Source organism: Kribbella sp. NPDC050470 (assembly GCF_044458365.1).
Classification (GTDB): domain Bacteria; phylum Actinomycetota; class Actinomycetes; order Propionibacteriales; family Kribbellaceae; genus Kribbella.
On sequence record NZ_JBITHV010000007.1, the window covers coordinates 380,005 to 402,138 of the forward strand.

Below are 22,134 nucleotides of genomic sequence, written 5' to 3' on the forward strand. Positions count from 1 at the left end.
GAAGAAGAGGGTCCAGGCGGCCAGTTGGTGGTCGTGGACTCGGAGGTGGGCTGCCAGGGCGCCCAGGAAGTAGAGGACGAGGCCGGCGCTGGCCAGGAGGCCTAAGGGCGGGATGGCCAGGCCGGCCAGGAGGCCCAGGGATGCTGCGCCCAGGAGGGTTCCGAGCGGGCGCATCCAGGTGTGGGGGACGTTGAGCTTGTCGGCTTGGGACTTGGGGTAGGCGTGGCCGATGAGGTTGGCTACTGCGGCTGAGGCGGTGAGGGTGGCGGCCAGGAGGGTTGCTGCGAGGTAGACGGCGTACATGGGGTTCCGTTTCGTCCGCTGGCGGGTGGGCGCCTCACGGACGAGATGGCTGGGTGGAGCGTGACAGGGCTGGCTGGTGAGTCAGATCACTTCCGCTACACCGGTGAGCTTCTGCGGGTTGCTGACGACATGGATGGTCTCGATCGCGCCGTCGACGAGGTGGAAGGTGGCTGCGATCACCGGGGTAGCGCCGGCGTAGATGACCAGGCCGGGCGCGCCGTTGACGTGCCGCAGTACGACGTGGGAGTCGGCGGGGCGGCGCTGGGACAGCAGGATGATCGCCTGGGCGACGTACTGCGGGCCGTGGATGGGCTTGCGTGGGGCGCCGGTCAGGCCGCCGCCGTCGCTGATCAGGGTGACGTCCGGTGCTAGGACGTCCATGAGCGCCTTCAGGTCTCCGCCGAGGCAGGCTTCGAGGAATCGCTCGGTGACCTGCTGCTGCGTTGCCGGGTCGGCGTCGTACTTGCGGCGGCGGTCGGCGACTGCGGCGCGGGCGCGGTGGGCCAGTTGGCGGACGTCGGCGTCACGGCGGTCGAGGATTGCTGCGATCTCCGTGAGGTTGTAGCCGAAGGCCTCGTTGAGGATGAAGACCGCGCGCTCGGTGGGTGACAACGCCTGCAGGACAAGGAGCATCGCGGTCGAGACTGTGTCGGCGCGGACGACGTCGTCGGCGGCGTCGGGGGTGGTGAGCATCGGCTCGGGCAGCCACGGGCCGACGTAGGACTCACGTCGTATTGCGGCACTGCGGACGCGGTCGATCGACAGCCGGATGGTGACTTTGACGAGGTAGGCCTCGGGGTCCTCGATCGTTGCCTGGTCCACCTCGTCCCAGCGAAGCCAGGCTTCCTGTACGACGTCCTCCGCGTCGGCGACGCTGCTGAGCATGCGGTAGGCGACGGCGTACAGGAGCCCTTTGTGGCGGGTGAAGTCGGCGACCGTCACTTGGGCAGGCCGGCGAGGTCGGCCATCAGGATCATGTGGTGGTCGAAGTACTCGGCGCGGGCCTCGATCATGTCGTCGAGACGGCCGAAGACCTCGAAGTTGAGGACGCCGAACAGGTGCGTCCACGCGACCAGCACGCGGTCGAGGCGCTCCTCGAGCAGCTCGCCCTGGCGCTCGTCGATGAGGCGGCGGAGGTCGGCGCGCAGCGGCATGGTGAGTGGTGAGGCCTTGATCGAGTTGAGCCGGCCGAGGCCGTCGGTGACGATGCCGACCAGCAGCAGGATCACCTTCGAGGCCGGCTCGACGGTGTCCTGCGGGGCGGCGTAGTCCGGGACCGGGGCGCCGTAGATCAGGCCATACTCGGCGGGGTTTGCGAGAGCCCAGGCGCGTACGGCGCGGCAGACGGCCAGCCAGCGGGCGCGGAGGTCGTCGCGGGGGACGGCGGACTCGGCTTCGGTCGCGGCGGCGGCGAGGGCCTCGTAGGCGTCGATGATCAGGGCGGTGAGCAGGGCGTCGCGGCTCGGGAAGTAGCGGTAGAGGGCGGAGGCGACGATGTCCAGGTCGCGGGCGACTGCGCGCAGGGAGAGGTTTGCGCCGTCGGTCGCCAGGTGCCGGCGGGCGACGGCCTTGATCTCCTGGCTCATCTCCGAGCGGACTCGGGCGCGGACCGATGGTGCGGACATGGGATCAGTCTGACACAGAGCTGAGAACACTGGAACGTTTCGAGAACAGTGTTCTTGACCATGGCATTGCGGTCTGCGTACAGTGAACTTGTTCGAGAACACTGTTCTCGCCCCGAGTACGAGAGGTCGCCCACCATGTCTCTGCACGTCGTCGTCGGAGCCGGCCCGGTCGGATCAGCCACCGCCCACCTCCTCGCCGCCCAAGGCGAGCAGGTCCGGCTAGTCACCCGCTCGGGCCGGGGCCCCCAACCCCTCCCAGCCCCCACCGCGGGCGGCCCCGGCGGCCCCACCGGAGCAGCCGCTGCCGGCGCGGGCGCTCCCGACGCAGCGGGTGCCGCCGGGGCAGGCGCTAGCGGAGCAGGCGTTGGCGTAGGAGGCGTTGGCGGGGAGGGGCGGATTGAGTGTGTGGCGGGGGACGCTTCGGATGGGGAGCGGTTGGCGGAGGTGGCCAAGGGGGCTGTGGGGTTGTACAGCTGTGCGGGGCCTGCCTATCACCGGTGGGCTACGGACTGGCCGCCGCTTGGGGCGGCGCTGGTGCGTGCGGCTGAGGAGACAGGCGCCGTACTGGTGACGACGGGGAACTTGTACGGGTACGGCGAAGCGGACGGGCCGATGACCGAGGGCATGCCGTTGCGGCCGAACTCTGTGAAGGGTGAGGTGCGCACCAAGCTCTGGACCGATGCGCTGGCGGCGCACGAGGCCGGGCGGATCCGGACAGCTGAGGTGCGCGGGTCGGACTACCTCGGCGCGCACACGGTGTCGCCGTTCAGCGTGATGGTGCTGCCGAAGGTGATCGAAGGACGGCGCGGTACGGCGCCCGCCGACCTGGACGCACCGCACAGCTGGACGTACGTCGGTGACGTCGCGCGCACGCTGGTCGCTGTCGCCGCGGACGAGAAGGCGTGGGGGCGGGCGTGGCACGTGCCCACTCCCCCGCCGCAGTCGATCCGCGAGCTCGCCACCCACGCTGCCGAGCTCGCCGGCGCCCCAACCGCCCGCGTCGCCAAGATGCCTGGCTTCGCGCTGCGTCTCGCCGGCCTCTTCAACCCAGCCGCCCGCGCAATGGTCGAAACGCAGTACCAGTGGCAGCGTCCCTTCGTCATCGACTCCACCGCCGCAACAGTTGCCTTCGGCATCAACCCCACCCCCACCACCCAAGCCCTCCAAGAAACCATCAACACCCTCCGCACCCCCGCGTAACAGCTCCTGACAGGAGTGTGGGGAGGTGGGTTGGGGGGCTGGCCTAGGCTGTGCGGGGTTGACGGGGTGTCGGGGCTTGCGGGCCGGATGGTGGGAAGGGCTGGGATGGGTTCGAGGAGACCGCGTCGTTGGGGGCGGCGTCTGGTGGTCACCGTGGTGGTGCTGGGGTGCCTCGTGGTGGGTGCTGATCGGGCTGCCGCGTGGGTTGCCGAGGATCGGCTGGCGACGATGGCTGCCGACGAGGCCGCGAAGTACGACGTCCAGGCCGCGGACACCAGCGTCTCGATCGGCGGGTTCGGGTTCCTGCCGCAGGTCGCGCGCGAGGAGTTCCAGTCGGTCACATTGACAATGCAGCAGCCCACGTTCTCGTCCGTCCCGGCCGAGGACCTCACGGTGACGATGAGCGGCGTGCACGTCCCGCGCGCGCTGGTGACGGGCGGAGCCGGCGCGGCGGTCACCATCGACTCGACGGACATGAAGCTCCGGCTGTCGCCGGCCGAGCTGACCAAGCTCGCCGCACGGGCGACTGGCGTCGACGACCTGACTCTGCGCGTCGTGGACGAGAAACTGCACGCCCAGCTGGCGGTTCGCGGTGTCGACGTGGACGCGACGCTCGTCCCGAAGGTCGAGAAGGGCCGCATCGTGCTCGCCGTCGACCAGCTCTCCGACGCAGTCCCGTCAGCACTCCGCACCGTCGTGAGCCGGTTGCTGGCCCGCGGCATCACGCTCCCCGAGCTCCCGTTCGGCGCCTCCCTCAAGCAGGTCGCCGTCGAAGGCAGCTCTGTCGTCCTCGTCGCCACCGCCGACGACCTGCAGTTCGCCGCCTGACCCCCGATCAGCAGCCCGTCAGGTCACGGGTTGCGTACCTGGGTCGGGGGTTGGCCGTAGGTTGCGCGGAACAGGCGGGTGAAGTGGGCAGGGCTGCTGAAGCCCCAGCGGGTTGCGATGGCGCTGACTGGTACGGCGTTCAGGGTGCTGTCGAGTAGATCGCGGTGGCAGCGGGCGAGTCGGCGGCGTCGGATCGAGGCGACCACGGTCGTCTGCTCGGCTTCGAAAAGCTTGTGGAGATAGCGGACCGAGATGAAGTTGGCCGCCGCGATGCTCCGCGGCGACAGCGCCGGATCCGACAAGCGTTGCTCGATGTACGCGTGGATCTGGACCAGCAGCGCCCGGCGCCGCGTCGCCGGCGGAACGCTTCGACCGTCGCCGAGCCGTTCGGCAAGGACCACGGTCAGCAGGTCCAGCATCGCCGTACCGAGTCGTCCGCCGTCGGCGTCGTCGAGGTGCTTCGGAAGCCGAAGCGCCAGCGAGGACACGAGCGCACCCAGCCCGTCGTCACCGGCGATCCGAATTCCGGTCAGCGAGTCCAGATCCCAAGCAGGCAAGAGCGATCGCGGAAATGCCACCGCCACCAGGCCGGCCGCCGGACTGTTCGCCCAGCCACAAGGCCGAGACAGATCGACCAGCGTGAAGTCCCCCGGCGCGCAGCGAGCCTCCCGACCGCCATGTGCGATCAGACCATGCCCGCGCGCCTGGACGTCGATCTTGAACACCTCAGGATCCGAGCTGCTGATATGCGTACGGCGACGAGTGGCCCGGCTCGACTCGCCGGTCGACAGCTCGACCACCCGCACCGGACCGACCTCGCCGACCCGCAAGCGGTCCCGGGCATCCAGCGACGGCGGAGCCGCCAGATCCAGGCGCGCGAGCGTGTCCCCGACCACCTGGTGCCAGTAGCCGGCTCGTGCCTTCAGAGGCTGGTCGTCGGCCCGGAACACGACGCTCATCCGCCCACCGTAACCAACCAGCACCGGCCAGTACACGGATCCTCAACGCCTGTGCACTCCTGGTCATGTCCCCGCAGTGCACCCGGTGTGAGCGTGGCCGAATGACCACGAACCAAGACCAATTGCTGTTCGGAGCGACCGTGACGAAGGTCGTCAGCGCGACCGCCGAGCTCGGCCTGGCCGACCTGCTGGAGGACGGGCCACGATCCAGCGCCGAGCTGGCGAAGATCCTCGACGCCGAGCAGCAATCCCTCCGGCGCCTCCTGCGCGCCTTGGCCGGACTGGGCCTCACCCGGCAGACCGACACCGACATGTTCGAGCTCACCGAGGCCGGTGGATGCCTCCGCAGTACCACTGACGACTCCATTCACGCCCTGTCCGCCATGTTGTGGGACAAGGCCTCCTGGCTCAGCTGGGGTGAGTTGGTCACCGCGATCCGAACTGGCGTACCCGGTTGGCTGCAGGCCCATGGCATGTTCTGGATCGACTACTACACAAGCCATCCGGCGGCATCCGCCGTCTTCAACAAGGCGATGGCGCAGCACTCCCGCGCCGCCGCGCCCGGCCTGGTCGACGCCATCCGCCCAGAGCGCTTCGACACCATCCTCGACGTCGGCGGCGGTGACGGCACCCTGATCGCCGAACTGCTCGCCGCACAGCCAACCCTGCAAGGCATCGTCTTCGACCTCCCCTCCGGCCTCGAGGATGCCGCGACGACACTCGACGCACGAGGTGTCGCCGATCGGTGCCGCCTGGAGCCCGGCAACTTCTTCGACGAAGTGCCCAAGGGCGCGGACGCCTACCTGCTCAAGCAGATCCTGCACGACTGGGACGACGCCGCAGCCCTGCAGATCCTTCGCAACTGCCGAACCGCGATGCCGCCGAGCGCAAGCCTCCTGATCCTCGACCGAATGCTCCCCGAGCTCGCCGGACCGAATGACGTGCCGACGCTGCTGGTCGATATCCACATGCTCGTCGTGACCGGCGGCCGGGAGCGCACCGAGGCCGAGTTCCGCAGCCTGCTCTCCCAAGCGGGCTTCACGCTGACCGCGGTCAGCGACGCGATCCCGCCGTACGACTACCGCGTGATCGAAGCGAGCTGAGGGTGGTACTCACAGGGCACCCCTGACCTACAACACCCGCGCTAGCCTCGAAAGCGTGGACAACCGCAGTGAGATCCGCGAGTTCCTGGCCAGCCGGCGGGCGAAGGTCACGCCGGAGCAGGCCGGGATCGGCGGCCTGCACTCGGGGCACCGCCGGGTGCCGGGTCTGCGGCGCGAGGAGGTCGCCCTGCTCGCGGGCGTCAGCGTCGAGTACTACGCTCGCCTCGAGCGCGGCCACCTCGGCGGAGTCTCCGACAGCGTGCTCAACGCAATCGCCGACGCCCTAAGACTGAACGAGGCCGAGCGTCAGCACCTGTCCGATCTGGCTCGCACCGCCGGCGCATCCCCGCGTACGGCGCGACGCCGCCGGACCACCGAGGAAGTCCGCCCAGGCATCCTGGCGATCCTGGAGTCGCTGACCGAGTCGCCGGCGTTCGTCCGCAACGGCCGACTCGACCTGCTCGCCTCCAACGAGCTCGGCCGGGCCATGTTCGCCCCGGTCTTCGCCACAGCCAGTCGACCGGCCAACCTGGCCCGCTTCAACTTCCTCGATCCGGCCGCGCGGACCTTCTACCCGGACTGGAACCACTCGGCGAACACCACCGTCGCCTTGCTGCGCACCGAGGCCGGCCGCGACCCCTACAACAGCAAGCTGACCGAGCTGGTCGGCGAGCTCACCACCCGGAGTGAGGAGTTCAGCAAGCGCTGGGCCGCGCACGACGTCCGCCTGCACCACTCCGGCGTCAAGCACTTCTGCCACCCGGAGGTCGGCCCGCTCGAGCTGCGGTTCGAGGCGATGCCGCTGCCCGCCGACCCCGGTCTGACCATGACCGTCTACACCGCCGAACGGGGCTCACCGACGTACGACGCGCTCCGGCTGCTCGCGAGCTGGCGGGCAACTGTGGAGTCGGCGGGCTGAATCCCTTGGGTTGCGATCGTTCGCGATATATCGTCGAACTATCGCATTCTCAGCCGAGGGACGGGTGGTCGAGATGACCGGATCGACGTACGCGGCGGGGTGGCCCTGGCAGCACCTCGCCCGGCACTGTTCAGCCTTCGAGGACCTGAAGGAAGAGTTGCGCGCCGCGATGAGTGGCGGCCGCAAGACCCATCACGGCCACCAGCACCCGTTCGGGGGCGGCCAGTGGGGGATGTTCGGCGGGCAGTTCTTCGGGCCGCCGTGGGGCGGGCCGCCGCCGCGCTGGCGCGGGCCCAAGGCCCGGCGCGGTGACGTCCGGGCGGCGATCCTCGCCGTCCTGGCCGAGCAGCCGATGAACGGCTACCAGCTGATCCAGGAGATCGCCGAGCGCAGCGGCGGGGTGTGGAAGCCGAGCCCGGGCTCGATCTACCCGACCCTGCAGCAGCTCGAGGACGAGGGCCTGGTCACCGCCGACGCCGAGGTCGGTCGCCGGACCTTCACGCTGACCGACGAGGGCCGGGCGTACGTCGCCGAGCACGCCGACGAGGTCCGGGCGCCGTGGGAGGCGATGGGCGCGCCACAGCACGACGACGAGAACGGGCTGAAACCGATGCTCGGCCAGGCCGCGGCGGCGATGTGGCAGATCCTCGCGACCGGCACGCCGGAGCAGCAGGCGCAGGCCAAGGACGCGCTCGCCGAGCTGCGGCGCAAGCTGTACGGGATCCTCGCCGACGACGAGCCGCAGGACCGGTCATGAACCCGTACCTTCCCGAGCGCCACGGCCCGGTCCGGATCGGCGACGCCGAGCGCGACCAGGCCGTGGCGATGCTCAGCGACCACTTCGTCGCCGGCCGGCTGACGCAGGAGGAGTTCGAGGACCGTAGCGAGCACGCGACCCGGGCCCGGTACGCCGACGACCTGGTGCCGCTGTTCGACGACCTCCCGGACCCGGCCGAGCTGCAACTCGTGCAGGGCCCCTGGTCGCCGGCCGGGAAGCCGGTCCGGCAGCGGCAACGGCAGGCGCCTCCGCCGTTCGTGATGCTCGCGCCGATCCTGATGATCGGCCTCGTCGTCACCGCGGTGCTGCTGACCGCGCCGTGGCTGTTGTGGGGCCTGTTCTGGATCGCCTTGTTCAGCGGGGCGCACCGCCACCGCTGGCAGCATCAGCAGCACTACCACCACCGTCGCCGCTGACCCGCCGCCCGCGCCGGCGCGGGATCTCCTGAGCCAACTCGACCACGAACCCGTCGGGATCGGCCACGTGCACCGTCCGGTGTCCCCACGGACGGTCGGCCGGCCCGCTGAGCACCGGCACGCCCAAGCCGGCGAGGCGATCGGCGCACGCGTCCACGTCGCCGACCATCAGCACGATCTCCGCGGCCGGGCCGGGCGTCACCGCCCGCCCGGTCAGCCACTCCGCCCGCCGCCGCTCGTACAGCGCGAACCGGGTCGCGCCCGTCGCGAACTCGGCGTACCCCGCGTCGGTGAACTTGTGCGGCAGTCCCAGCACGTCCCGGTAGAACTCCACCGAGACGTCGAGGTCCTCGACGTACAGGATCACGTATCCAAGCTCCACGGCCCCACGGTATGTCGGCGCGGCGAGTTAGCGTCGGGGGCGAGGAGAGGAGATCGGCATGTACGAGGGTGTGTTGATCCTGGAGAGCCTCCGGGTGGGGACGGAGTTGTCGGAGATCCCGCTGGCCGTGCGGAAGATCAGCAGGTACGACGTGAGCAGCGCCTCGACCGGCCAGCCGCCGGTGTGGTCGGTGCTGGAGTTCGAGGTGGAGGACTGGCACTCCGAGACGCTGGCCCGGGAGCTGGCGGCGAGCCTGGACTCCCCCGGCTGGTACGCCGACTTCCACAACGCCAAGGAGATCTTCGTGGTGTTCCCGGGCCGGGTGTTCCGGTACCCGCGCGGTGACGCGGCGGCCCGAGCAGAGGCGCAGGCATTCGGGCGCGAACTGGAGATTCCCGAGCCGCAACTGGACTGGACCGAGTAACCATGTCAAAGCGACCGGACCGGCTCCGACCAGCGGGTGTAAGCACAACCTGAGGAGACTGCCATGGCCAAGGTTCGGGTCCACAACTTCACCATCACGGCGGACGGATTCAGCGCCGGGGTGAACCAGCGCGAGGAAGCGCCATTCGGTGACGGCGTGGAGGGGTTGCACGACTGGTTGTTCGCGGCGCAGGAGCCCGGCGCGACCGGGATCGACGCCGAGCGGGTCGCACTGTGGGACCAGGAGGTCGGCGCGACGATCATGGGCCGGAACATGTTCGGACCGATCCGCGGTCCGTGGCAGGACGGCTCGTGGAAGGGGTGGTGGGGTGACAACCCGCCGTACCACCACGACGTCTTCGTGCGCACGCACCACCCGCGGGAGTCGCTGCCGATGGACGGCGGGACGACGTTCCACTTCACCGACGAGCCGGTCGAGGTCGTGCTCGAGCGGGCGTTCGCGGCCGCCAAGGGACAGGACGTGGTGATCGCGGGCGGCGCGGCGACGGTCCAGGCGTATCTGCGGGCTGGTCTGATCGACGAGCTGTACCTGGTTCAGGTCCCGCTGCTGGCCGGGGCCGGTGAGCGACTGTTCGACAACGTCGCCGAGGCTCTGCGGAACTACAAGGTGACTGAGATGATCAGCTCACCTGCTGCCACCCATCTCACGCTGAGGCGCCGATGACCGACGTACTTCGCTACACCGCTTTCACCACCAACCCGGCCGGCGGCAACCCGGCCGGAGTAGTGCTCGACGCGAGCGGTCTGGACGACGCCGCGATGCAGACGATCGCCGCCGACCTCGGGTACTCCGAGACCGCCTTCGTGACTGGCAAATACCAGGTGCGGTACTTCTCGCCCAAGGCAGAAGTCCCGTTCTGCGGACACGCCACGGTGGCCACCGCCGTGGCGCTCGCCGAGCGGATCGGCCCGGGTGAACGGGTCTTCTCGACACCCGCCGGCGACGTGCCGGTCACGGTGGACGAAGGCATGCGAGCGACGCTGACGAGTGTCGAGCCGTACGTCGAGGAGGCCGGCGACGTCAGCGAGGTCCTGGACATCCTCGGCTGGCGTGCTGACCAGCTCGACCCAGCCCTACCGCCGGCCATCGCGTTCGCCGGCGCCCGCCACCTCGTCCTGGGTACGGCGACCCAGCAACGACTCGCCGACCTCGAGTACGACTTCGACCGGCTGCTCGCTTACATGCTGGAGCGCGATCTCACCACTCTGCAGTTGGTCTGGCGGGAGTCCGAGACGACCTTCCACGTGCGCGATCCGTTCCCGGTCGGCGGGGTCGTCGAGGACCCGGCGACCGGTGCGGCAGCGGCCGCGTTCGGCGCCTACCTGCGCGAGCGCGGTCTCGTCCAGGCGCCGGTCACGCTCACGCTGCACCAAGGCGACGACCTCGGCCGGCCGAGCTTGATCCACGTCGAACTGCTGGCCGACGACAACAGGGTCCGGGTGAGCGGCAACGCCGTACCGATCAGGGAACCCGGGTGAGCCAGTCCTCGGTGCCGAACTTGGTGGTGACCCGGTCCTCGGCGAGCTCGACGGTGGCCGGGTCGATCGAGCCGGGCTTGAGGCCGTAGCGGCCGGCGAACGACGCGACCATGCGATCGATCACCTCGGCACGGTCGAGACCGGTCTGGCTGCGCAGCGGGTCGACGCGCTTGTTCGCGCTCGTAGTGCCCTTGTCGGACAGCTTCTCCCGGCCGATCCGCAGCACCTCGAGCATCTTCGCGGCATCCATGTCGTAGGCCATCGTGACGTGGTGCAGAACGGCGCCGCCCGCCAGGCGCTTCTGGGCGGCGCCGGCGATCTTGCCGGCCGGCGAGGTGATGTCGTTGATCGGCTGGTACGTCGCCGCGATGCCGAGATCGTTCAGCGCGCCGATGACCCAGTCGTCCAAGAATGCGTACGACTCGGTGAACGACAGCCCGGACACCAGCGACTCGGGGACATAGAGCGAGTACGTGATCGTGTTCCCCGGCTCGACGAACATGGCTCCGCCGCCGCTGATCCGCCGTACCACTGTCACGTCGTGCTTGGTGGCGCCGTCGAGGTCGACCTCGTTGCGCAGCGACTGGAAGCTGCCGATGATGACCGCGTTCGACGCCCACTCCCAGACCCGCAGCGTCGGCGGGCGCTCACCGGAGCCGACCTGCTCGGTCAGCACCTCGTCGAGCGCCATCTGCAGGGCCGGCTCGCGCGGTACGTCGTGCACGAACTCCCACTCGTGATCGCTCCAACCGGTTGCCCCGGTCAACGCACGCCGCACGGCGACCGCCACGGCATCCGGCGAGAACCCGAGCATCTCGACGCCATCCCCCAGGACACCGCGGACCCGGGCAGCCACCTGCGCCGCCGGAGTCGCCACCGGCAGACCGGCGAGGGCACCGTTGATCCGCTCCAGGGCGTCATCCGGTTCCAGGAAGAAGTCCCCACTGATCTGCGCCCTCCGGACGTGCTCGTCCACCACGTCGAGGTCCGCGACAACCAACTTCCCACCGGGCACCTTGTACTCACCATGCACGTTGTGCTCAACCACCCGCGTGCGTGGGATGTTCCCGGGATCAGGGATGCAGGACGACGTCGATCGGGTCGCCGACCGCGGCGCCCGCGGATTTCAGCGCGGCTTTGCTGACGCCGACACAAAAGCCGCCGCCGGCCACCAGCATGGTGCTGGCGGTGAAATCCGCGCCATTCAGAGTGCCGGTGATGCGTCGCTGTTTGCGTCCGCCCAGTTCCGTTACGAATTCGGCCGGTACGTCGACCACTGCCAGCCCGCCAGGCTTGTCGTCGCGCCACTGGCGCACGGTCCCGCGAAATGCCACCGCCATGTTGTCTCCGAATTCCGGGGATTTCAGCCTACACTCCGGATTCATGGCGGAAATGAGTATGAACAAGGCGATCCACGCCGCAGTACGGCGGGATCTGCAGCGATTCATCGATGCGTTGGGGCGATTTCCGGAGGGGGATCGGCAGCGGGCCGAGCAACTGGCCACGGCCTGGGCGAACTTCGACCAGCAGCTGACACACCATCACGAGGGCGAGCACGACATCGCCTGGCCGGCGCTGGAGCAGATCGGTGTGGGCCGCGACCTGCTCACCCAGATGGATGCCGAGCACGACACGATGGCGACCGCGCTGAACGCGGCGCGCAGCTCGATCGCGAGCTTGCGCAGTACGGCGAGCGCCGCGGACGTAGCGGCCGCGCTGGCGGCGATGCAGGAGCTGCAACGCGTGACGGTGCAGCACATGGATCACGAGGAGGCCGAGATCGAGGCCGTGTACCTGGAGAAGAAGGACTCCGCCGAGCTGAAGGCGATGGGCCGGGAGTTCGCCAAGATCGGGCCGTCGCAGGGCGGCACGTTCTTCGCCTGGGTCTCCGACGGCGCCGGACCCGACGAGATGGCCGCGATCACCAGCGGCATCCCGAAGCCGGTCTACACCGTGATCACCGGCATCTTCGGCCGCAACTACCGCAAGTCGGTAGCCCCCGTCTGGCGCACCTGAGCCCCGGGCAGGGCACCCGGGGCTCAGTACAGCTCAGGCTGCCGGCGGGGTGTCCGTGGGTGGAGTGCCGGTGGGTGGAGTGCCCGTCGGCGGGGTGCCACCGCCACCCGGCATGCTGAACGCGTCGTCGGCCCCGACCGCGGTGTCGGACAGGTCCAGGGCGATGGCGAACGAGGCCTCGTAGCCGCTGCTGGTCTGCTTCGGTTGCAGAAGCATCTGGTCGCCGAGGTCGGCGTAGTGCATGTCGGTGTCGTTCGTGGTGTCCGGCGTGCCCTTGGCGGCGTACGGCGCCGCGGCCAGGTAGGCCGCCTTGAACTCCTCGGGGAAATAGAGCTGAGACGTGAACTCGTACGGGCTGCCGTCGGCGCCCGTGGTGCGGACCTTCACGTGGGTGTGGACGGTCCGGCCCTGGTACCAGCCGGGCAGGATCGTGGTGAACTTGACGATCCCGCCCGGGTTGCTGACCTGGTAGCCGCGGAGGAAGTTCTTGCCCGTGGTCCCTTCGGCCGCGATGTCGGAGTAGATCCCGGCGGCGTCACAGTGCCAGAGGTCAACAGTTGCACCAGGCAACGGTGTGCAGGCCTTGCTGCCCACCTGCAGGATGTGCAGCACCAGGGTGAACGTGGTCCCGGCGACCCTGGACCCGTCCGACGTGTCCACCCGCAGGTCCGACCGGTTCAGCCCTTCGTCCACGAAGTAGGGCCCTTCGGTCATCTCCGGCTTGGCCACACAGTCGACCGTCGTACTCGTCGCGGCGTCGGCGGCCACCGCCGTACCCACGGCGGTGAACGTCACGCCGGCCGCGCCGAACACGGCCAGGGCCCGGCGCCGGGTGAGCACCCGGCCGACCGGCTTGTCGTCGTCTTCCACTGTCCTTCTCCTTCGTCGGTTCCGATCCCCGTGCGAAGGTAAAGACGTTAGAAAGACCCGCTGGGAGAGCCCGTGGACTTTCCTGGCAGTACGCCGTGAACGTCGCGGGTCACTCGGCCGGCGTAAGTTCGACGGCGACGTCGAGGACGCGCGTGCGGACTTCGTGGATCTCGCCGGTGCCGTCGATCTCGCGGAGGACGCCGCGCTCGTCGTACAGGCTGATCAGGGGGACGGTCTGGTCGCCGTACACCTGGAGGCGGCGGCGGATGACGTCCTCGGTGTCGTCGGAGCGGTGCTCGATCTCGGCCCGCCGGAGCAGGCGCTGCACCAGGGCTTCCTGGTCGACGCGCAGGATGACGACCGCGACCAGCCCGCGGCCCTGCGCCGCGAGGACCTCGTCCAGCACGGCGGCCTGCTCGAGGGTGCGCGGGTAGCCGTCGAGCAGGAAGCCGGTACGGCAGTCGGCGGCGGCCAGCCGCTCGCGGATCATCGCGTTGGTGACCTCGTCCGGGACGTACTCGCCGGCGTCGAGGTACCGCTGGGCCGTCCGGCCCAGGTCGGTCCCCTCGGCGACCTGGGCACGGAAGATGTCGCCGGTCGAGATGACCGGCACCCCGAGACGGCCGGCCAGCAACTCGGCATGGGTTCCCTTGCCGGCTCCGGGCGGCCCCATCAGGATGACGGTGGTCACGGGCAGTGCTCCTGACTCTCGGTAGTCGATTCAGAGTAGGAGAACTTCCGCACCGGCGGTACGGCGTACATCACTTGATTTGCGGGGCCCTGATCACATCAGCACGTCACATCATCACGGGCCGTAGCTCCACGGTGTCACCGGGACCGGCGAACTGGGTGGCGACCTCCTCGGCCCGCTCCCGACTGGCGAACTCGAACAGGAAGAACCCGGCCAGCTGCTCCTTCGACTCGGCGTACGGCCCGTCGGTGCTCACCGGACGCTTGCCCTGCCAGCGGTAGACGGTCGACGAGGCGGGGGCGTCGAGCGCGGCCGCGGACAGGAACTCCCCCGAGGCGTGCAGGTCGGCCAGCAACGCCTCGAACTCCTCGTACATCTGCTTGCGCTCCGCCGCCGGGATCGCCCGGCCGGCCTCGGTGAAGTCGGGGGTCGGGTGGCCCCACGGCTGCGGGTTGGAGTGGATCAGGATCACGTACTTCACGACAACCTCCTGCAGTTCTGAGTCGGTACGCGGGAGACGTCGGACCTGGCCCACTCCCCTCGACATTTTGCCCGAGTCACACTCCCCGATCGGGGTCCGTCAGAAGGGTGAGGGCCCGGGAGACGGGCCTCGGAGACGAGTGGAGGAATCGTGGGAACGATGCTGGTGACCGGTGGGACGGGCACGCTGGGGCGGCAGGTCGTGCCGCTGGTGCAGGCCGCTGGATGGAAGGTGCGGGTACTGAGCCGGCACGCGCAGGACCGGGGTGACGGGATCGAGTACGTCGCGGCAGACCTGACGCAGGGTGACGGCCTGGACGCGGTGGTCGAGGGCGCCGAAGTGGTCGTCCACCTGGCTGGTGGCCCGAAGGGCGACGACATCGGGACGCAGAACCTGGTCCAGGCGGCCGAGCGGGCCGGCGTACGTCACCTGGTGCACATCTCGGTGACCGCGGTGGACCAGTTGCCGTTGACGTACTTCAAGTCGAAGCTCGGCGCCGAGCAAGCCGTACGCCGGTCGTCGGTGCCGTGGACCGTACTGCGAGCCGCGCAGTTCCACGACTTCGCGTTGCGGACCACGCGGGCGATGGCGAAGCTGCCGGTGCTGCCTGTTCCCGGCGGGGTGCGGTTCCAGCCGGTGGATGCGCGGGACGTGGCCGAGCGGCTCGTCGAGCTAGCGCTGGGCGAGCCCGCCGGCATGGTGCCCGATGTCGTCGGACCGAAGGTCTACACCGTGGGCGAGCTCGCGCAGGACTACCTGAAGGCGACCGGCAAGCGCCGGCTGTCGCTCCCGATCCGGGTGCCGGGCAAGGCCGGCAAGGTGTACCGGGCCGGCGGTAACCTGACGCTCAGCGGCGCCCACGTCGGCACCCGCACCTGGGAGGACTTCCTGGCCGCGCAAACTTCCGCAAAAGCCGCCGCGGAGTGATGCTTGCCCCATGGCGATGGTGGGGCGCCGGGGGGAACTGCAGGCGCTGCGGGGCTGGGTGGATGAGGCACGCGCGGGACACGGACGCCTGGTGCTGTGCACCGGCGAGGCCGGAATCGGCAAGACCCGGCTCGCGCAGGAGGTCGCCGGTGTAGCCCTCGCCCAGGGCGCCGCCGTCGCCTGGGGACGCTGCGCCGAGACCGAAGGCGCGCCCGCTTACTGGCCCTGGCGGCAGGTCCTGCGATCTCTCGGGCTCGACGCGGATCAGGTGCTCACCGGAGACGACCGCTTCAAGCTCTTCGAACAGGTCACCGACGAGGTACGGCGAGCCGCCGGCGACCACGGCCTCGTCGTGATCCTCGACGACGTGCACCGCGGCGACGAACCGTCCCTGCTGGTCCTGCGGCAACTCGCCGGCCACCTCGCGAACCTGCGAGTGCTGGTTCTCGCCACCGCCCGCGAGAGCACCGGACTCGGCGACCTCTCCGCGGCCGAACGCCTGGACCTGCACGCGTTGGCCGCGACCGAGGTCGCCGAACAGTTGTCGCCGGCAACCACTGATCCAGAGTTGGCGGCAACGGTGTACGACGTCACCGGCGGCAACCCGCTGTTCGTCCGGGAGCTCGCCCGCGCGATCGCCGACGGCTCCTGGCGTCCGAACGAGCCACCGCCACGATCGGTGCGGGAGATCGTCCGGACCCGGCTCGATCGAGCCTCGGACGACTGCCGCCGCCTGGTCCAGGCGGCCGCTATCGTCGGCCGCGACTTCGGGCTCAGGACAGTTGCCGCGACGCTGCAACGACCAGTCGACGACTGCCTGCCACTGGTCGACGAGGCAACAACTCTCGGCTTCGTCGACCGGTTGGACCAGGACTTCCGCTTCGTCCACGCCCTCACTCGAGACGCGGTCGAGGCATCCCTGTCGACCACCGAGCGGACAACGCTCCATCGTGCCGTCGCGACCGCACTGGAGGCCGATCCCGAGACCAACCTGGCTGCGATCGCCAGTCACCACGCAGTCCTGGCGCAGTACGGCGACGGGACGACCGCCCGGATGTGGATGGTTCGCGCGGGCGAGGACGCCGTACGTCGACTGGCGTATGAGGAAGGTGTCCGGCTGTATCGGCAAGCGTTGACGACGCGGCCTCCCGATCCGCCAGCGTGCTGCGCGATCTTGATTGCGCTGGGCAAGGCCGCGTACCTGGCCGGTGATCTGCGTGCGTGTTGTGAGGCGGCGGTCGACGCCGCGGCAGCGGCGCAGAGTCCGGAGCAGGCGGCCGAGGCGGCGTTGGTGCTCGAGGCCGTGCCCGATCCGACGATCAACGCAACTGCCAAACGACTGTGTGAACAGGCGCTTGCGCTCGACGTCGGTCCGGCGTTGCGCGCTCGACTGCTGTCGCTGCGCAGCCATCTGGCCTTCTACGACGGTGAGCAAACGCGGCTCGACGCGATCAGTTCGGAGGCGCTCGAGCTGGCTCGGGCATCCAGGGACGACCGGGCGCTGGCGGATGCGCTGCGGGCGCGGCAGGAAGCCTGCCCAGGTCCCGAAGGTCGCACCGAGCGGTTGACGCTCGCGACCGAGATGCTCGACCTGGCCAAGCGGACGAGCGATCCGCGGGCCGAGATGTGGGGTGCGATCTGGCGACTCGATGCGCTGATCGAGAGCGGCCGGCTGGCTGCCGCAGCCGAGGAACTCCCCCGCCTCCGCGTCGCCGTCGATCGCCTCGGCGGACCGGTCGCCGCCTGGCACCACGACCGGATCGCCGCTTGTATCGCGCAGGCTCGCGGCCTCTACGCCGAAGCGGCCGTGCTTGCTCGCCGCGGGTTCGACCGAATGCGCCCGATCGAACCGGCGCCGGCGACCGGCGCGTACTTCGCCCTGCAGATCGCGTTGGCCGGACACGTCGGGCCCAGCGAGGAGATCCGCCGGTTCGCCGAGCAGCCGTTCACACCGCCACCGCGGTTCGTGACGCTGTCGCTGCTGTCGCGGGCCCATCTGTTGCTCTGCACGAACTCGCCCGAGCAGGCGGCCGCGTCGTACCGGCAAGCGGGGCCGATCGACACGTGGTCGCTGCCCGCGTTCTTCGTGCTGCCGGCGTACGTCTACGCAACGCTCGCTTGCCTGGGACTCGGCCGGTACGACGACCTCGCCGTACTGCTGGACCGGCTGCAGCCGTTCCGCGGGGAACATGCCGTCGGCAACGGTGTCGCCTACATGGGACCGGCCGAGCTGGCGATCGGTCGAGCCGGCGCGGCTCTCGGACGGCTGGATACCGCGGTCGACGATCTCAGCACAGCCGTCGAACTGGCCGAGACCGCCGGTGCGGCCGGGTTCGTCGCCGAGGCGCAGTACCACCTCGCCTCGACGCTGTTCACCCGGCACCGGCCGGGCGACCACGACCGGGCCCGGTCGTCGGCGACCGAGGCGGCCCGGCTGGTCGACATGCTCGGGATGACGGCGTACGCGGAGCGGACCGAGGTGCTCGTCGCGCGGTTGAACGGCGGGGAGGAGCACGGCCTGAGCGCGCGCGAACTCGAGGTCGCCGGCCTGGTGGCCGAAGGGCTGACCAACCGGCAGATCGCCGAGCGGCTGGTGATCTCCGAGCGGACCGCGCAGAACCACGTCCAGCACATCCTCACCAAGCTCGGGTTCGCCACCCGGAGCCAGATCGCCGCGTGGTCCAGCCGGCGATGAGTACCTCGAATGAGTGATCCGGCGGATTCGGCCCGGCGGTCCGATCCCTAGCGTCAAGGGTGTCGGAACTTACCGAGGAGGAATCATGCAGTGGATCGCAGTCGCCACCCCGCCGTTCGCGGCGATCGAGCAGTTCGACAAGGTCCTGGACCAGCTCGGCGAGGAGCAGGCCGACGGCCTGGAGGCCCGGTACGTCGGCACCACGGCCGACGGGCTGCGGGTCGTTACCCTCTGGACCACCCGGGAGCACGCCGACCGCTTCTTCGCCGAGCGCCTCGGCCCGGCGCTGGCCAAGGTCCTCGGACCCGAGCCAGCCGGCCGCCCCGAGATCCTCGGCATCGACGTCGCCCGCTCCTACACCCGCCAGCCGGTCGGCTGATCCAGCATGGTGGGCGGGTAGAGCCCGCCCACCAGGTAAGGCCGGAGCAGGTCGCTCGGACTGGCGTGCATGCGGCGGGCGATCCCGGCGAGCAGGTCAGCCACTTGGACCCGCGGGTCCCGACGCGAGTCGACCTGGGTCACCGTCAACAACGGCGTCGGAGCAGGGAACACGGCGCCGGCCAGGTAGGTCCGCAGCCGGGCGACGCGCCACTTGGTCAGCGCACTCTGCTCGTCATGCACTACCGCGACCGACCGGCGACCGCCGCTCCAGAACAGCGCAGTCTCCGCAAGCGCGGGCACCAAGGGCTCGAGCGGCGGCGGGATCGCGGGATCGTCGTCGATCAACCGCCGTACGACGTCCTCGACGTGCGCGCGGGTCAGGTCGCGCAGCGCCGGGACGCCGGGCGGCATCGTGGCGAAGAAGCGGTCGATCAGCGCGTGGTCGAGCAGCCGGATCCGCTTCGTCCGCGTCAGCTGGAGGAACGCGTCCAGGAACTCGGTCCGGTTCGCCGCCTGGTAGATGCCGAGCGCGGCAGCGTCGTGGTCGGTGGCCAGGCTGGTGCCCGCGCCGTACGACGGTTCGGCGACGAGTAGCTCGATCACCCGGCGGGCGACGTACCAGGTCTTGTCGATCACGTGGACGTTCGCCCGCCCGCGCAAGGCGGTGAGGAACCACTCCAGGTCGGCACGCTGCCCGGGCCGGAGCAGCAGGTTGGACTTGTACTCGGTGGACCCACGGCGGCGGAACGACGACCGCAGTACGGCGACCAGCTCGGCGGCCTCCGGTACGGCGAGATCCACGCCGGCGTGGGTGATCACGGGTGACTCGGGATCCAGGAGGTTGCTCCCGGAGAATCCCGACTCGTCACACGCGATCTCGACCCACGCCGGCGACGGCAGGGTGTGCATGGGTGATGAGCTCCAAAGACTGAGAGGGCTGCACGCTGAAGGGCCCGTCGGCGACGGGCGTGATCCTGCGGGGTGTCGCGCGATCAGTGAGCGGCAGCGGCCTTCGGAGTCATGCCGACCATGATCGGCCACGCGGCGGCCGGTGCACCAGTGATTTGGTCAGCGCTTGCGGCCGGCAGCGACCTGGAGCAGCCGGGCGGTGCCGGTGGGGTCGAGCTTCTGCGCGTTCGCCGGCCACCAGCCGGCAAGGTCGACCAGACCGGGTCCGGACAGGTCGAGACCGTCGAGCAGTCCGGCGATCTCGCCGGCGGTCCGGAACCGGACGTCGGGGAAGGCGTCCTTCAGCTTGTCCTCGAGCGAGCCGGCGAAGTCGGCCAGCGGGCTGCCGTCGCGCGGGTGCACCGGGTGGCTGATCGCGAGCCACGAGCCGGACGGCACGGCCTCGAGGTAGTCCGCGATGATCCGCCGTACCTGGTCGTCGTCGGGGACCAGGTGCAGGACCAGGCCGAGGACGATCCCGACCGGCTGGTCCAGGTCGAGGGCGCCGGAGACGACCGGGTGCCGGAAGACGCCCGCAGGGTCGGTCAGGTCGGCGTCGGCGAAGTACGCGTGCTGGTCGTCGGCGAGCAGCGCCTGTCCGTGGGAGACCGCGGTCAGGTCGTTGTCGACGTACACCACCTTGGCCGCCGGATCCGCGCGCAGCGCGACCTCGTGGGTGTTCTGCGCCGTCGGCAGGCCGGAGCCGAGGTCGAGGAACTGACTGACGCCGCCGTCGCGGACCATCAGGCAGACCGCCTCGGCCAGCCAGCGCCGGTTCTCGGCCGCCAGCAGCGGCGCCTCGGGGGCGATCCGGACCAGCTCCTGGTAGAGCCGGCGGTCCGCCTCGAAGTTGTTCTTCCCGCCGAGGAACAGGTCGTAGAGCCGCGCCTGGGACGGCCGGTTCACGTCGATACTCGTCGCGTCGGCGGCCCGGTGGTACGACGTGGACCGGCGCCCGGCGTCCTGCTCCGGCATCGTCCGGGTCCACCTCCGTCCGCCGCTCGAAAAGCTCCCGAAAATCCGAAAAGCCCGATTGTCGGGAAGGCTACCCGGGCCGGCTCCGGCGGCTGCACCCGGGCTGTGCCACGGAACCACCGGCCACTTGCGTCCCACCGGACGGGAGATCCGGGCATCATGGTTGGTAAACGCTTGCCAAGATCACCGTGCCGACCACAGACTGAGCGCCACCATCCGGATCACCGCCCCGAACAACCGGAGGACCGCCCATGCATCGCCGTACCTTCCTCACCGCCGTCGGCGCCGGTCTCGCCACCTCGGCCGTCGCCATCCCACCCGCCCGGGCGGCCGCCCGGCCGGTCCGGGCCCGCACCCTCGACGAGCTCCGCAAGGCGATCGCCGCGGCCCGGCCAGGCGCCGACATCGTGCTCGCCAACGGGACCTACGCCGTACCGGACGGCCAGACGATCGCCATCCAGGGCAAGCGCGGCACCGCGGACGCCCCGATCACCGTGCGCGCCGAGTCGGTCGGCGGGGTGACGCTGACCGGCAGCCGCGGCTTCGTGCTCGGCGACTCGTCATACGTCGCGGTGAGCGGCTTCAAGCTGCGGCAGGGTACGACGTTCGAGGTGCCGACCAGCTGTCATCACGTCCGGATCAGCCGCAACGACTTCCAGCTCGCCGACATCGAAGGCCTGCACTGGCTGATGGTCCGCGGCGACCACTCGACCGTCGAGCGCAACCACTTCCACGGCAAGTCGACGCTCGGCGTTTTCCTCGGGGTCGAGGGTCCCGACTCGGACGGGATGGCCCGCGGGGTCCGGATCACCCGGAACCACTTCTCCGACCACACCTTCGCCGGCGACAACGGCGGCGAGCCGATCCGGCTCGGCCTGAGCGGGCGGTCGCTGAGCGACGCCGGCGCCGTGGTCGAGTACAACCTGTTCGAGCGCGTCGACGGCGATCCGGAGGCGATCTCGGTCAAGTCGTCGGCGAACACCATCCGGCACAACACGATCCGCGACAGCCTGGGCGGGATCGTGCTCCGGCACGGCAACCGGACCCGGGCCGAGGGCAACTTCATCCTTGCCGGAAGCAACGGGATCCGGATCTACGGCAACGACCACCTGGTGATCAACAACTACCTCGAGCGGATCGGCGGCTCCGGCGTCGTATTGGGCAGCGGCAACGTCCAGGACCACAAGCCGGAGGATTCCCCGGAGAGCCGCCGCGGCAACGACGCGCCGGACCGGGTGACGATCGCGCTCAACACCGTGCTCTCCTGCGGTACGGCGATCAGCGGCGAGTCGCAGCGGACGCTGCCACCACGCGACTGCACGATCGCGGACAACCTGCTGCTCGGCGACGCCGGCCGGCAACTGGTGTCGATGCCGTACCTGGACGGCATCAGCTGGTCCGGCAACATCTGCTGGGGCGACGCCGCCGACGGCAACATCCCGGGCGGTTTCAGCCGGAAGGATCCGAAGCTGGCCACCGGGTCCGACGGCATCCGCCGCCTCAGCTCGACGAGCCCGGCGATCAACGCCGCGAGCAGGACATACCCGAGCGGCACTCGCGACCTCGACGGTCATCCGCGCACCGGCCGGGCCGATGTCGGCGCCGACGAGTACAGCCCGTCCGCACCGCTCAACCGCCCACTGACTCCTGCGGACGTCGGCCCGCGATGAGTTTTCCCCGGCTCGCTCGTCTGAAGATGGGTAGGGACGAGCGA

25 protein-coding genes and 1 pseudogene are annotated in these 22,134 nt (G+C 69.9%); 14 read left to right on the plus strand and 12 right to left on the minus strand.

Translation table 11 applies throughout. The annotated features are described in order from the left end of the window. Positions 1 to 9: 9 nt before the first annotated feature. From ACIBGM_RS22900 to ACIBGM_RS22910, 3 genes and pseudogenes are all read right to left on the minus strand, one after another. A pseudogene (locus tag ACIBGM_RS22900) lies at positions 10 to 303 on the minus strand (DoxX family protein); the annotation flags it as partial. A gap of 81 nt (positions 304 to 384) precedes the next feature. Continuing rightward, on the minus strand, positions 385 to 1,245 hold the full coding sequence (locus ACIBGM_RS22905; protein ID WP_396386700.1) for an RNA polymerase sigma-70 factor: 861 nt from the start codon (positions 1,243 to 1,245) through the stop codon (positions 385 to 387). Further along, positions 1,242 to 1,928: a TetR/AcrR family transcriptional regulator gene (locus ACIBGM_RS22910; RefSeq protein ID WP_360532563.1), complete on the minus strand. Its 687-nt coding sequence runs from the start codon at positions 1,926 to 1,928 to the stop codon at positions 1,242 to 1,244. The genes ACIBGM_RS22905 and ACIBGM_RS22910 overlap by 4 nt, the downstream gene beginning before the upstream one ends. 135 nt (positions 1,929 to 2,063) lie before the next feature. Here ACIBGM_RS22910 and ACIBGM_RS22915 point away from each other — a divergent pair, with 135 nt between their 5' ends. Next, a complete protein-coding gene (locus ACIBGM_RS22915) occupies positions 2,064 to 3,128 on the plus strand; it encodes an NAD-dependent epimerase/dehydratase family protein (RefSeq protein ID WP_396386701.1) in 1,065 nt (354 codons plus the stop codon). A 177-nt stretch (positions 3,129 to 3,305) separates the two neighbouring features. After that, positions 3,306 to 3,956, plus strand: a complete 651-nt coding sequence (locus ACIBGM_RS22920; protein WP_360532568.1) for a DUF2993 domain-containing protein — start codon at positions 3,306 to 3,308, stop codon at positions 3,954 to 3,956. Between the two features lie 23 nt (positions 3,957 to 3,979). Here ACIBGM_RS22920 and ACIBGM_RS22925 read toward each other — a convergent pair whose 3' ends face one another. Further along, positions 3,980 to 4,915, minus strand: coding sequence for a helix-turn-helix domain-containing protein (locus ACIBGM_RS22925; protein ID WP_396386702.1), 936 nt, complete (start codon positions 4,913 to 4,915; stop codon positions 3,980 to 3,982). A gap of 101 nt (positions 4,916 to 5,016) precedes the next feature. Between ACIBGM_RS22925 and ACIBGM_RS22930 the strand changes: the two genes are divergently transcribed. From ACIBGM_RS22930 to ACIBGM_RS22945, 4 genes are all read left to right on the plus strand, one after another. Next, on the plus strand, positions 5,017 to 6,018 hold the full coding sequence (locus tag ACIBGM_RS22930; RefSeq protein WP_396386703.1) for a methyltransferase: 1,002 nt from the start codon (positions 5,017 to 5,019) through the stop codon (positions 6,016 to 6,018). 55 nt (positions 6,019 to 6,073) lie between these two features. Continuing rightward, positions 6,074 to 6,937 carry a helix-turn-helix domain-containing protein gene (locus ACIBGM_RS22935; RefSeq protein ID WP_396386704.1) on the plus strand — a complete coding sequence of 288 codons (864 nt, stop codon included), beginning with the start codon at positions 6,074 to 6,076 and terminating at the stop codon, positions 6,935 to 6,937. A gap of 73 nt (positions 6,938 to 7,010) precedes the next feature. Beyond that, complete coding sequence (locus tag ACIBGM_RS22940; RefSeq protein ID WP_360532580.1) at positions 7,011 to 7,694, plus strand: PadR family transcriptional regulator; 684 nt, start codon at positions 7,011 to 7,013, stop codon at positions 7,692 to 7,694. After that, positions 7,691 to 8,131 carry a DUF1707 domain-containing protein gene (locus ACIBGM_RS22945; protein ID WP_360532583.1) on the plus strand — a complete coding sequence of 147 codons (441 nt, stop codon included), beginning with the start codon at positions 7,691 to 7,693 and terminating at the stop codon, positions 8,129 to 8,131. The genes ACIBGM_RS22940 and ACIBGM_RS22945 overlap by 4 nt, the downstream gene beginning before the upstream one ends. Here the strand turns inward: ACIBGM_RS22945 and ACIBGM_RS22950 are convergent. Then, entirely contained in the window at positions 8,070 to 8,513 is a 444-nt protein-coding gene (locus tag ACIBGM_RS22950; protein WP_396386705.1) for a VOC family protein, read from the minus strand. The genes ACIBGM_RS22945 and ACIBGM_RS22950 overlap by 62 nt on opposite strands. A gap of 58 nt (positions 8,514 to 8,571) precedes the next feature. On the opposite strand from ACIBGM_RS22950, the gene ACIBGM_RS22955 reads away from it, so the two are divergent. The 3 genes from ACIBGM_RS22955 to ACIBGM_RS22965 all read left to right on the plus strand — a co-directional run bounded on the left by ACIBGM_RS22955 (position 8,572) and on the right by ACIBGM_RS22965 (position 10,436). Next, positions 8,572 to 8,937, plus strand: coding sequence for a hypothetical protein (locus ACIBGM_RS22955; protein ID WP_396386706.1), 366 nt, complete (start codon positions 8,572 to 8,574; stop codon positions 8,935 to 8,937). Between the two features lie 63 nt (positions 8,938 to 9,000). Further along, complete coding sequence (locus tag ACIBGM_RS22960) at positions 9,001 to 9,621, plus strand: dihydrofolate reductase family protein (protein WP_396386707.1); 621 nt, start codon at positions 9,001 to 9,003, stop codon at positions 9,619 to 9,621. Further along, entirely contained in the window at positions 9,618 to 10,436 is an 819-nt protein-coding gene (locus tag ACIBGM_RS22965; protein ID WP_396386708.1) for a PhzF family phenazine biosynthesis protein, read from the plus strand. The genes ACIBGM_RS22960 and ACIBGM_RS22965 overlap by 4 nt, the downstream gene beginning before the upstream one ends. Here ACIBGM_RS22965 and ACIBGM_RS22970 read toward each other — a convergent pair. Next, entirely contained in the window at positions 10,420 to 11,484 is a 1,065-nt protein-coding gene (locus tag ACIBGM_RS22970; protein ID WP_396386709.1) for a biotin/lipoate A/B protein ligase family protein, read from the minus strand. The genes ACIBGM_RS22965 and ACIBGM_RS22970 overlap by 17 nt on opposite strands. A 25-nt stretch (positions 11,485 to 11,509) precedes the next feature. Next, positions 11,510 to 11,776 (minus strand): DUF1905 domain-containing protein, encoded by a 267-nt coding sequence (locus tag ACIBGM_RS22975; protein WP_360532601.1) that lies wholly within the window; start codon positions 11,774 to 11,776, stop codon positions 11,510 to 11,512. 43 nt (positions 11,777 to 11,819) lie between these two features. Between ACIBGM_RS22975 and ACIBGM_RS22980 the strand changes: the two genes are divergently transcribed. Then, positions 11,820 to 12,452, plus strand: coding sequence for a hemerythrin domain-containing protein (locus tag ACIBGM_RS22980; RefSeq protein ID WP_396386710.1), 633 nt, complete (start codon positions 11,820 to 11,822; stop codon positions 12,450 to 12,452). A gap of 33 nt (positions 12,453 to 12,485) precedes the next feature. On the opposite strand, the gene ACIBGM_RS22985 is transcribed toward ACIBGM_RS22980, so the two are convergent. The 3 genes from ACIBGM_RS22985 to ACIBGM_RS22995 all read right to left on the minus strand — a co-directional run bounded on the left by ACIBGM_RS22985 (position 12,486) and on the right by ACIBGM_RS22995 (position 14,494). Further along, the gene (locus ACIBGM_RS22985) at positions 12,486 to 13,322 is read right to left on the minus strand and encodes a hypothetical protein (protein ID WP_360532607.1); all 837 of its coding nucleotides are present in this window, start codon (positions 13,320 to 13,322) and stop codon (positions 12,486 to 12,488) included. A 109-nt stretch (positions 13,323 to 13,431) separates the two neighbouring features. After that, the gene (locus tag ACIBGM_RS22990; RefSeq protein ID WP_360532610.1) at positions 13,432 to 14,013 is read right to left on the minus strand and encodes an adenylate kinase; all 582 of its coding nucleotides are present in this window, start codon (positions 14,011 to 14,013) and stop codon (positions 13,432 to 13,434) included. A gap of 106 nt (positions 14,014 to 14,119) precedes the next feature. Continuing rightward, positions 14,120 to 14,494: a YciI family protein gene (locus tag ACIBGM_RS22995; protein WP_360532613.1), complete on the minus strand. Its 375-nt coding sequence runs from the start codon at positions 14,492 to 14,494 to the stop codon at positions 14,120 to 14,122. A gap of 159 nt (positions 14,495 to 14,653) precedes the next feature. On the opposite strand from ACIBGM_RS22995, the gene ACIBGM_RS23000 reads away from it, so the two are divergent. The 3 genes from ACIBGM_RS23000 to ACIBGM_RS23010 all read left to right on the plus strand — a co-directional run bounded on the left by ACIBGM_RS23000 (position 14,654) and on the right by ACIBGM_RS23010 (position 18,495). Next, positions 14,654 to 15,421, plus strand: a complete 768-nt coding sequence (locus ACIBGM_RS23000; RefSeq protein WP_396386815.1) for an SDR family oxidoreductase — start codon at positions 14,654 to 14,656, stop codon at positions 15,419 to 15,421. 10 nt (positions 15,422 to 15,431) lie between these two features. Beyond that, positions 15,432 to 18,116 carry an ATP-binding protein gene (locus tag ACIBGM_RS23005; RefSeq protein ID WP_396386711.1) on the plus strand — a complete coding sequence of 895 codons (2,685 nt, stop codon included), beginning with the start codon at positions 15,432 to 15,434 and terminating at the stop codon, positions 18,114 to 18,116. A gap of 85 nt (positions 18,117 to 18,201) precedes the next feature. Then, positions 18,202 to 18,495, plus strand: a complete 294-nt coding sequence (locus tag ACIBGM_RS23010) for a hypothetical protein (RefSeq protein WP_396386712.1) — start codon at positions 18,202 to 18,204, stop codon at positions 18,493 to 18,495. Here the strand turns inward: ACIBGM_RS23010 and ACIBGM_RS23015 are convergent. Further along, positions 18,471 to 19,406, minus strand: coding sequence for a DUF3800 domain-containing protein (locus ACIBGM_RS23015; protein WP_360532622.1), 936 nt, complete (start codon positions 19,404 to 19,406; stop codon positions 18,471 to 18,473). The genes ACIBGM_RS23010 and ACIBGM_RS23015 overlap by 25 nt on opposite strands. Before the next feature lie 159 nt (positions 19,407 to 19,565). Next, positions 19,566 to 20,420 carry an SAM-dependent methyltransferase gene (locus ACIBGM_RS23020; RefSeq protein ID WP_396386713.1) on the minus strand — a complete coding sequence of 285 codons (855 nt, stop codon included), beginning with the start codon at positions 20,418 to 20,420 and terminating at the stop codon, positions 19,566 to 19,568. A 251-nt stretch (positions 20,421 to 20,671) separates the two neighbouring features. On the opposite strand from ACIBGM_RS23020, the gene ACIBGM_RS23025 reads away from it, so the two are divergent. Continuing rightward, a complete protein-coding gene (locus ACIBGM_RS23025) occupies positions 20,672 to 22,090 on the plus strand; it encodes a polysaccharide lyase 6 family protein (RefSeq protein WP_396386714.1) in 1,419 nt (472 codons plus the stop codon). Positions 22,091 to 22,134 lie beyond the last annotated feature (44 nt).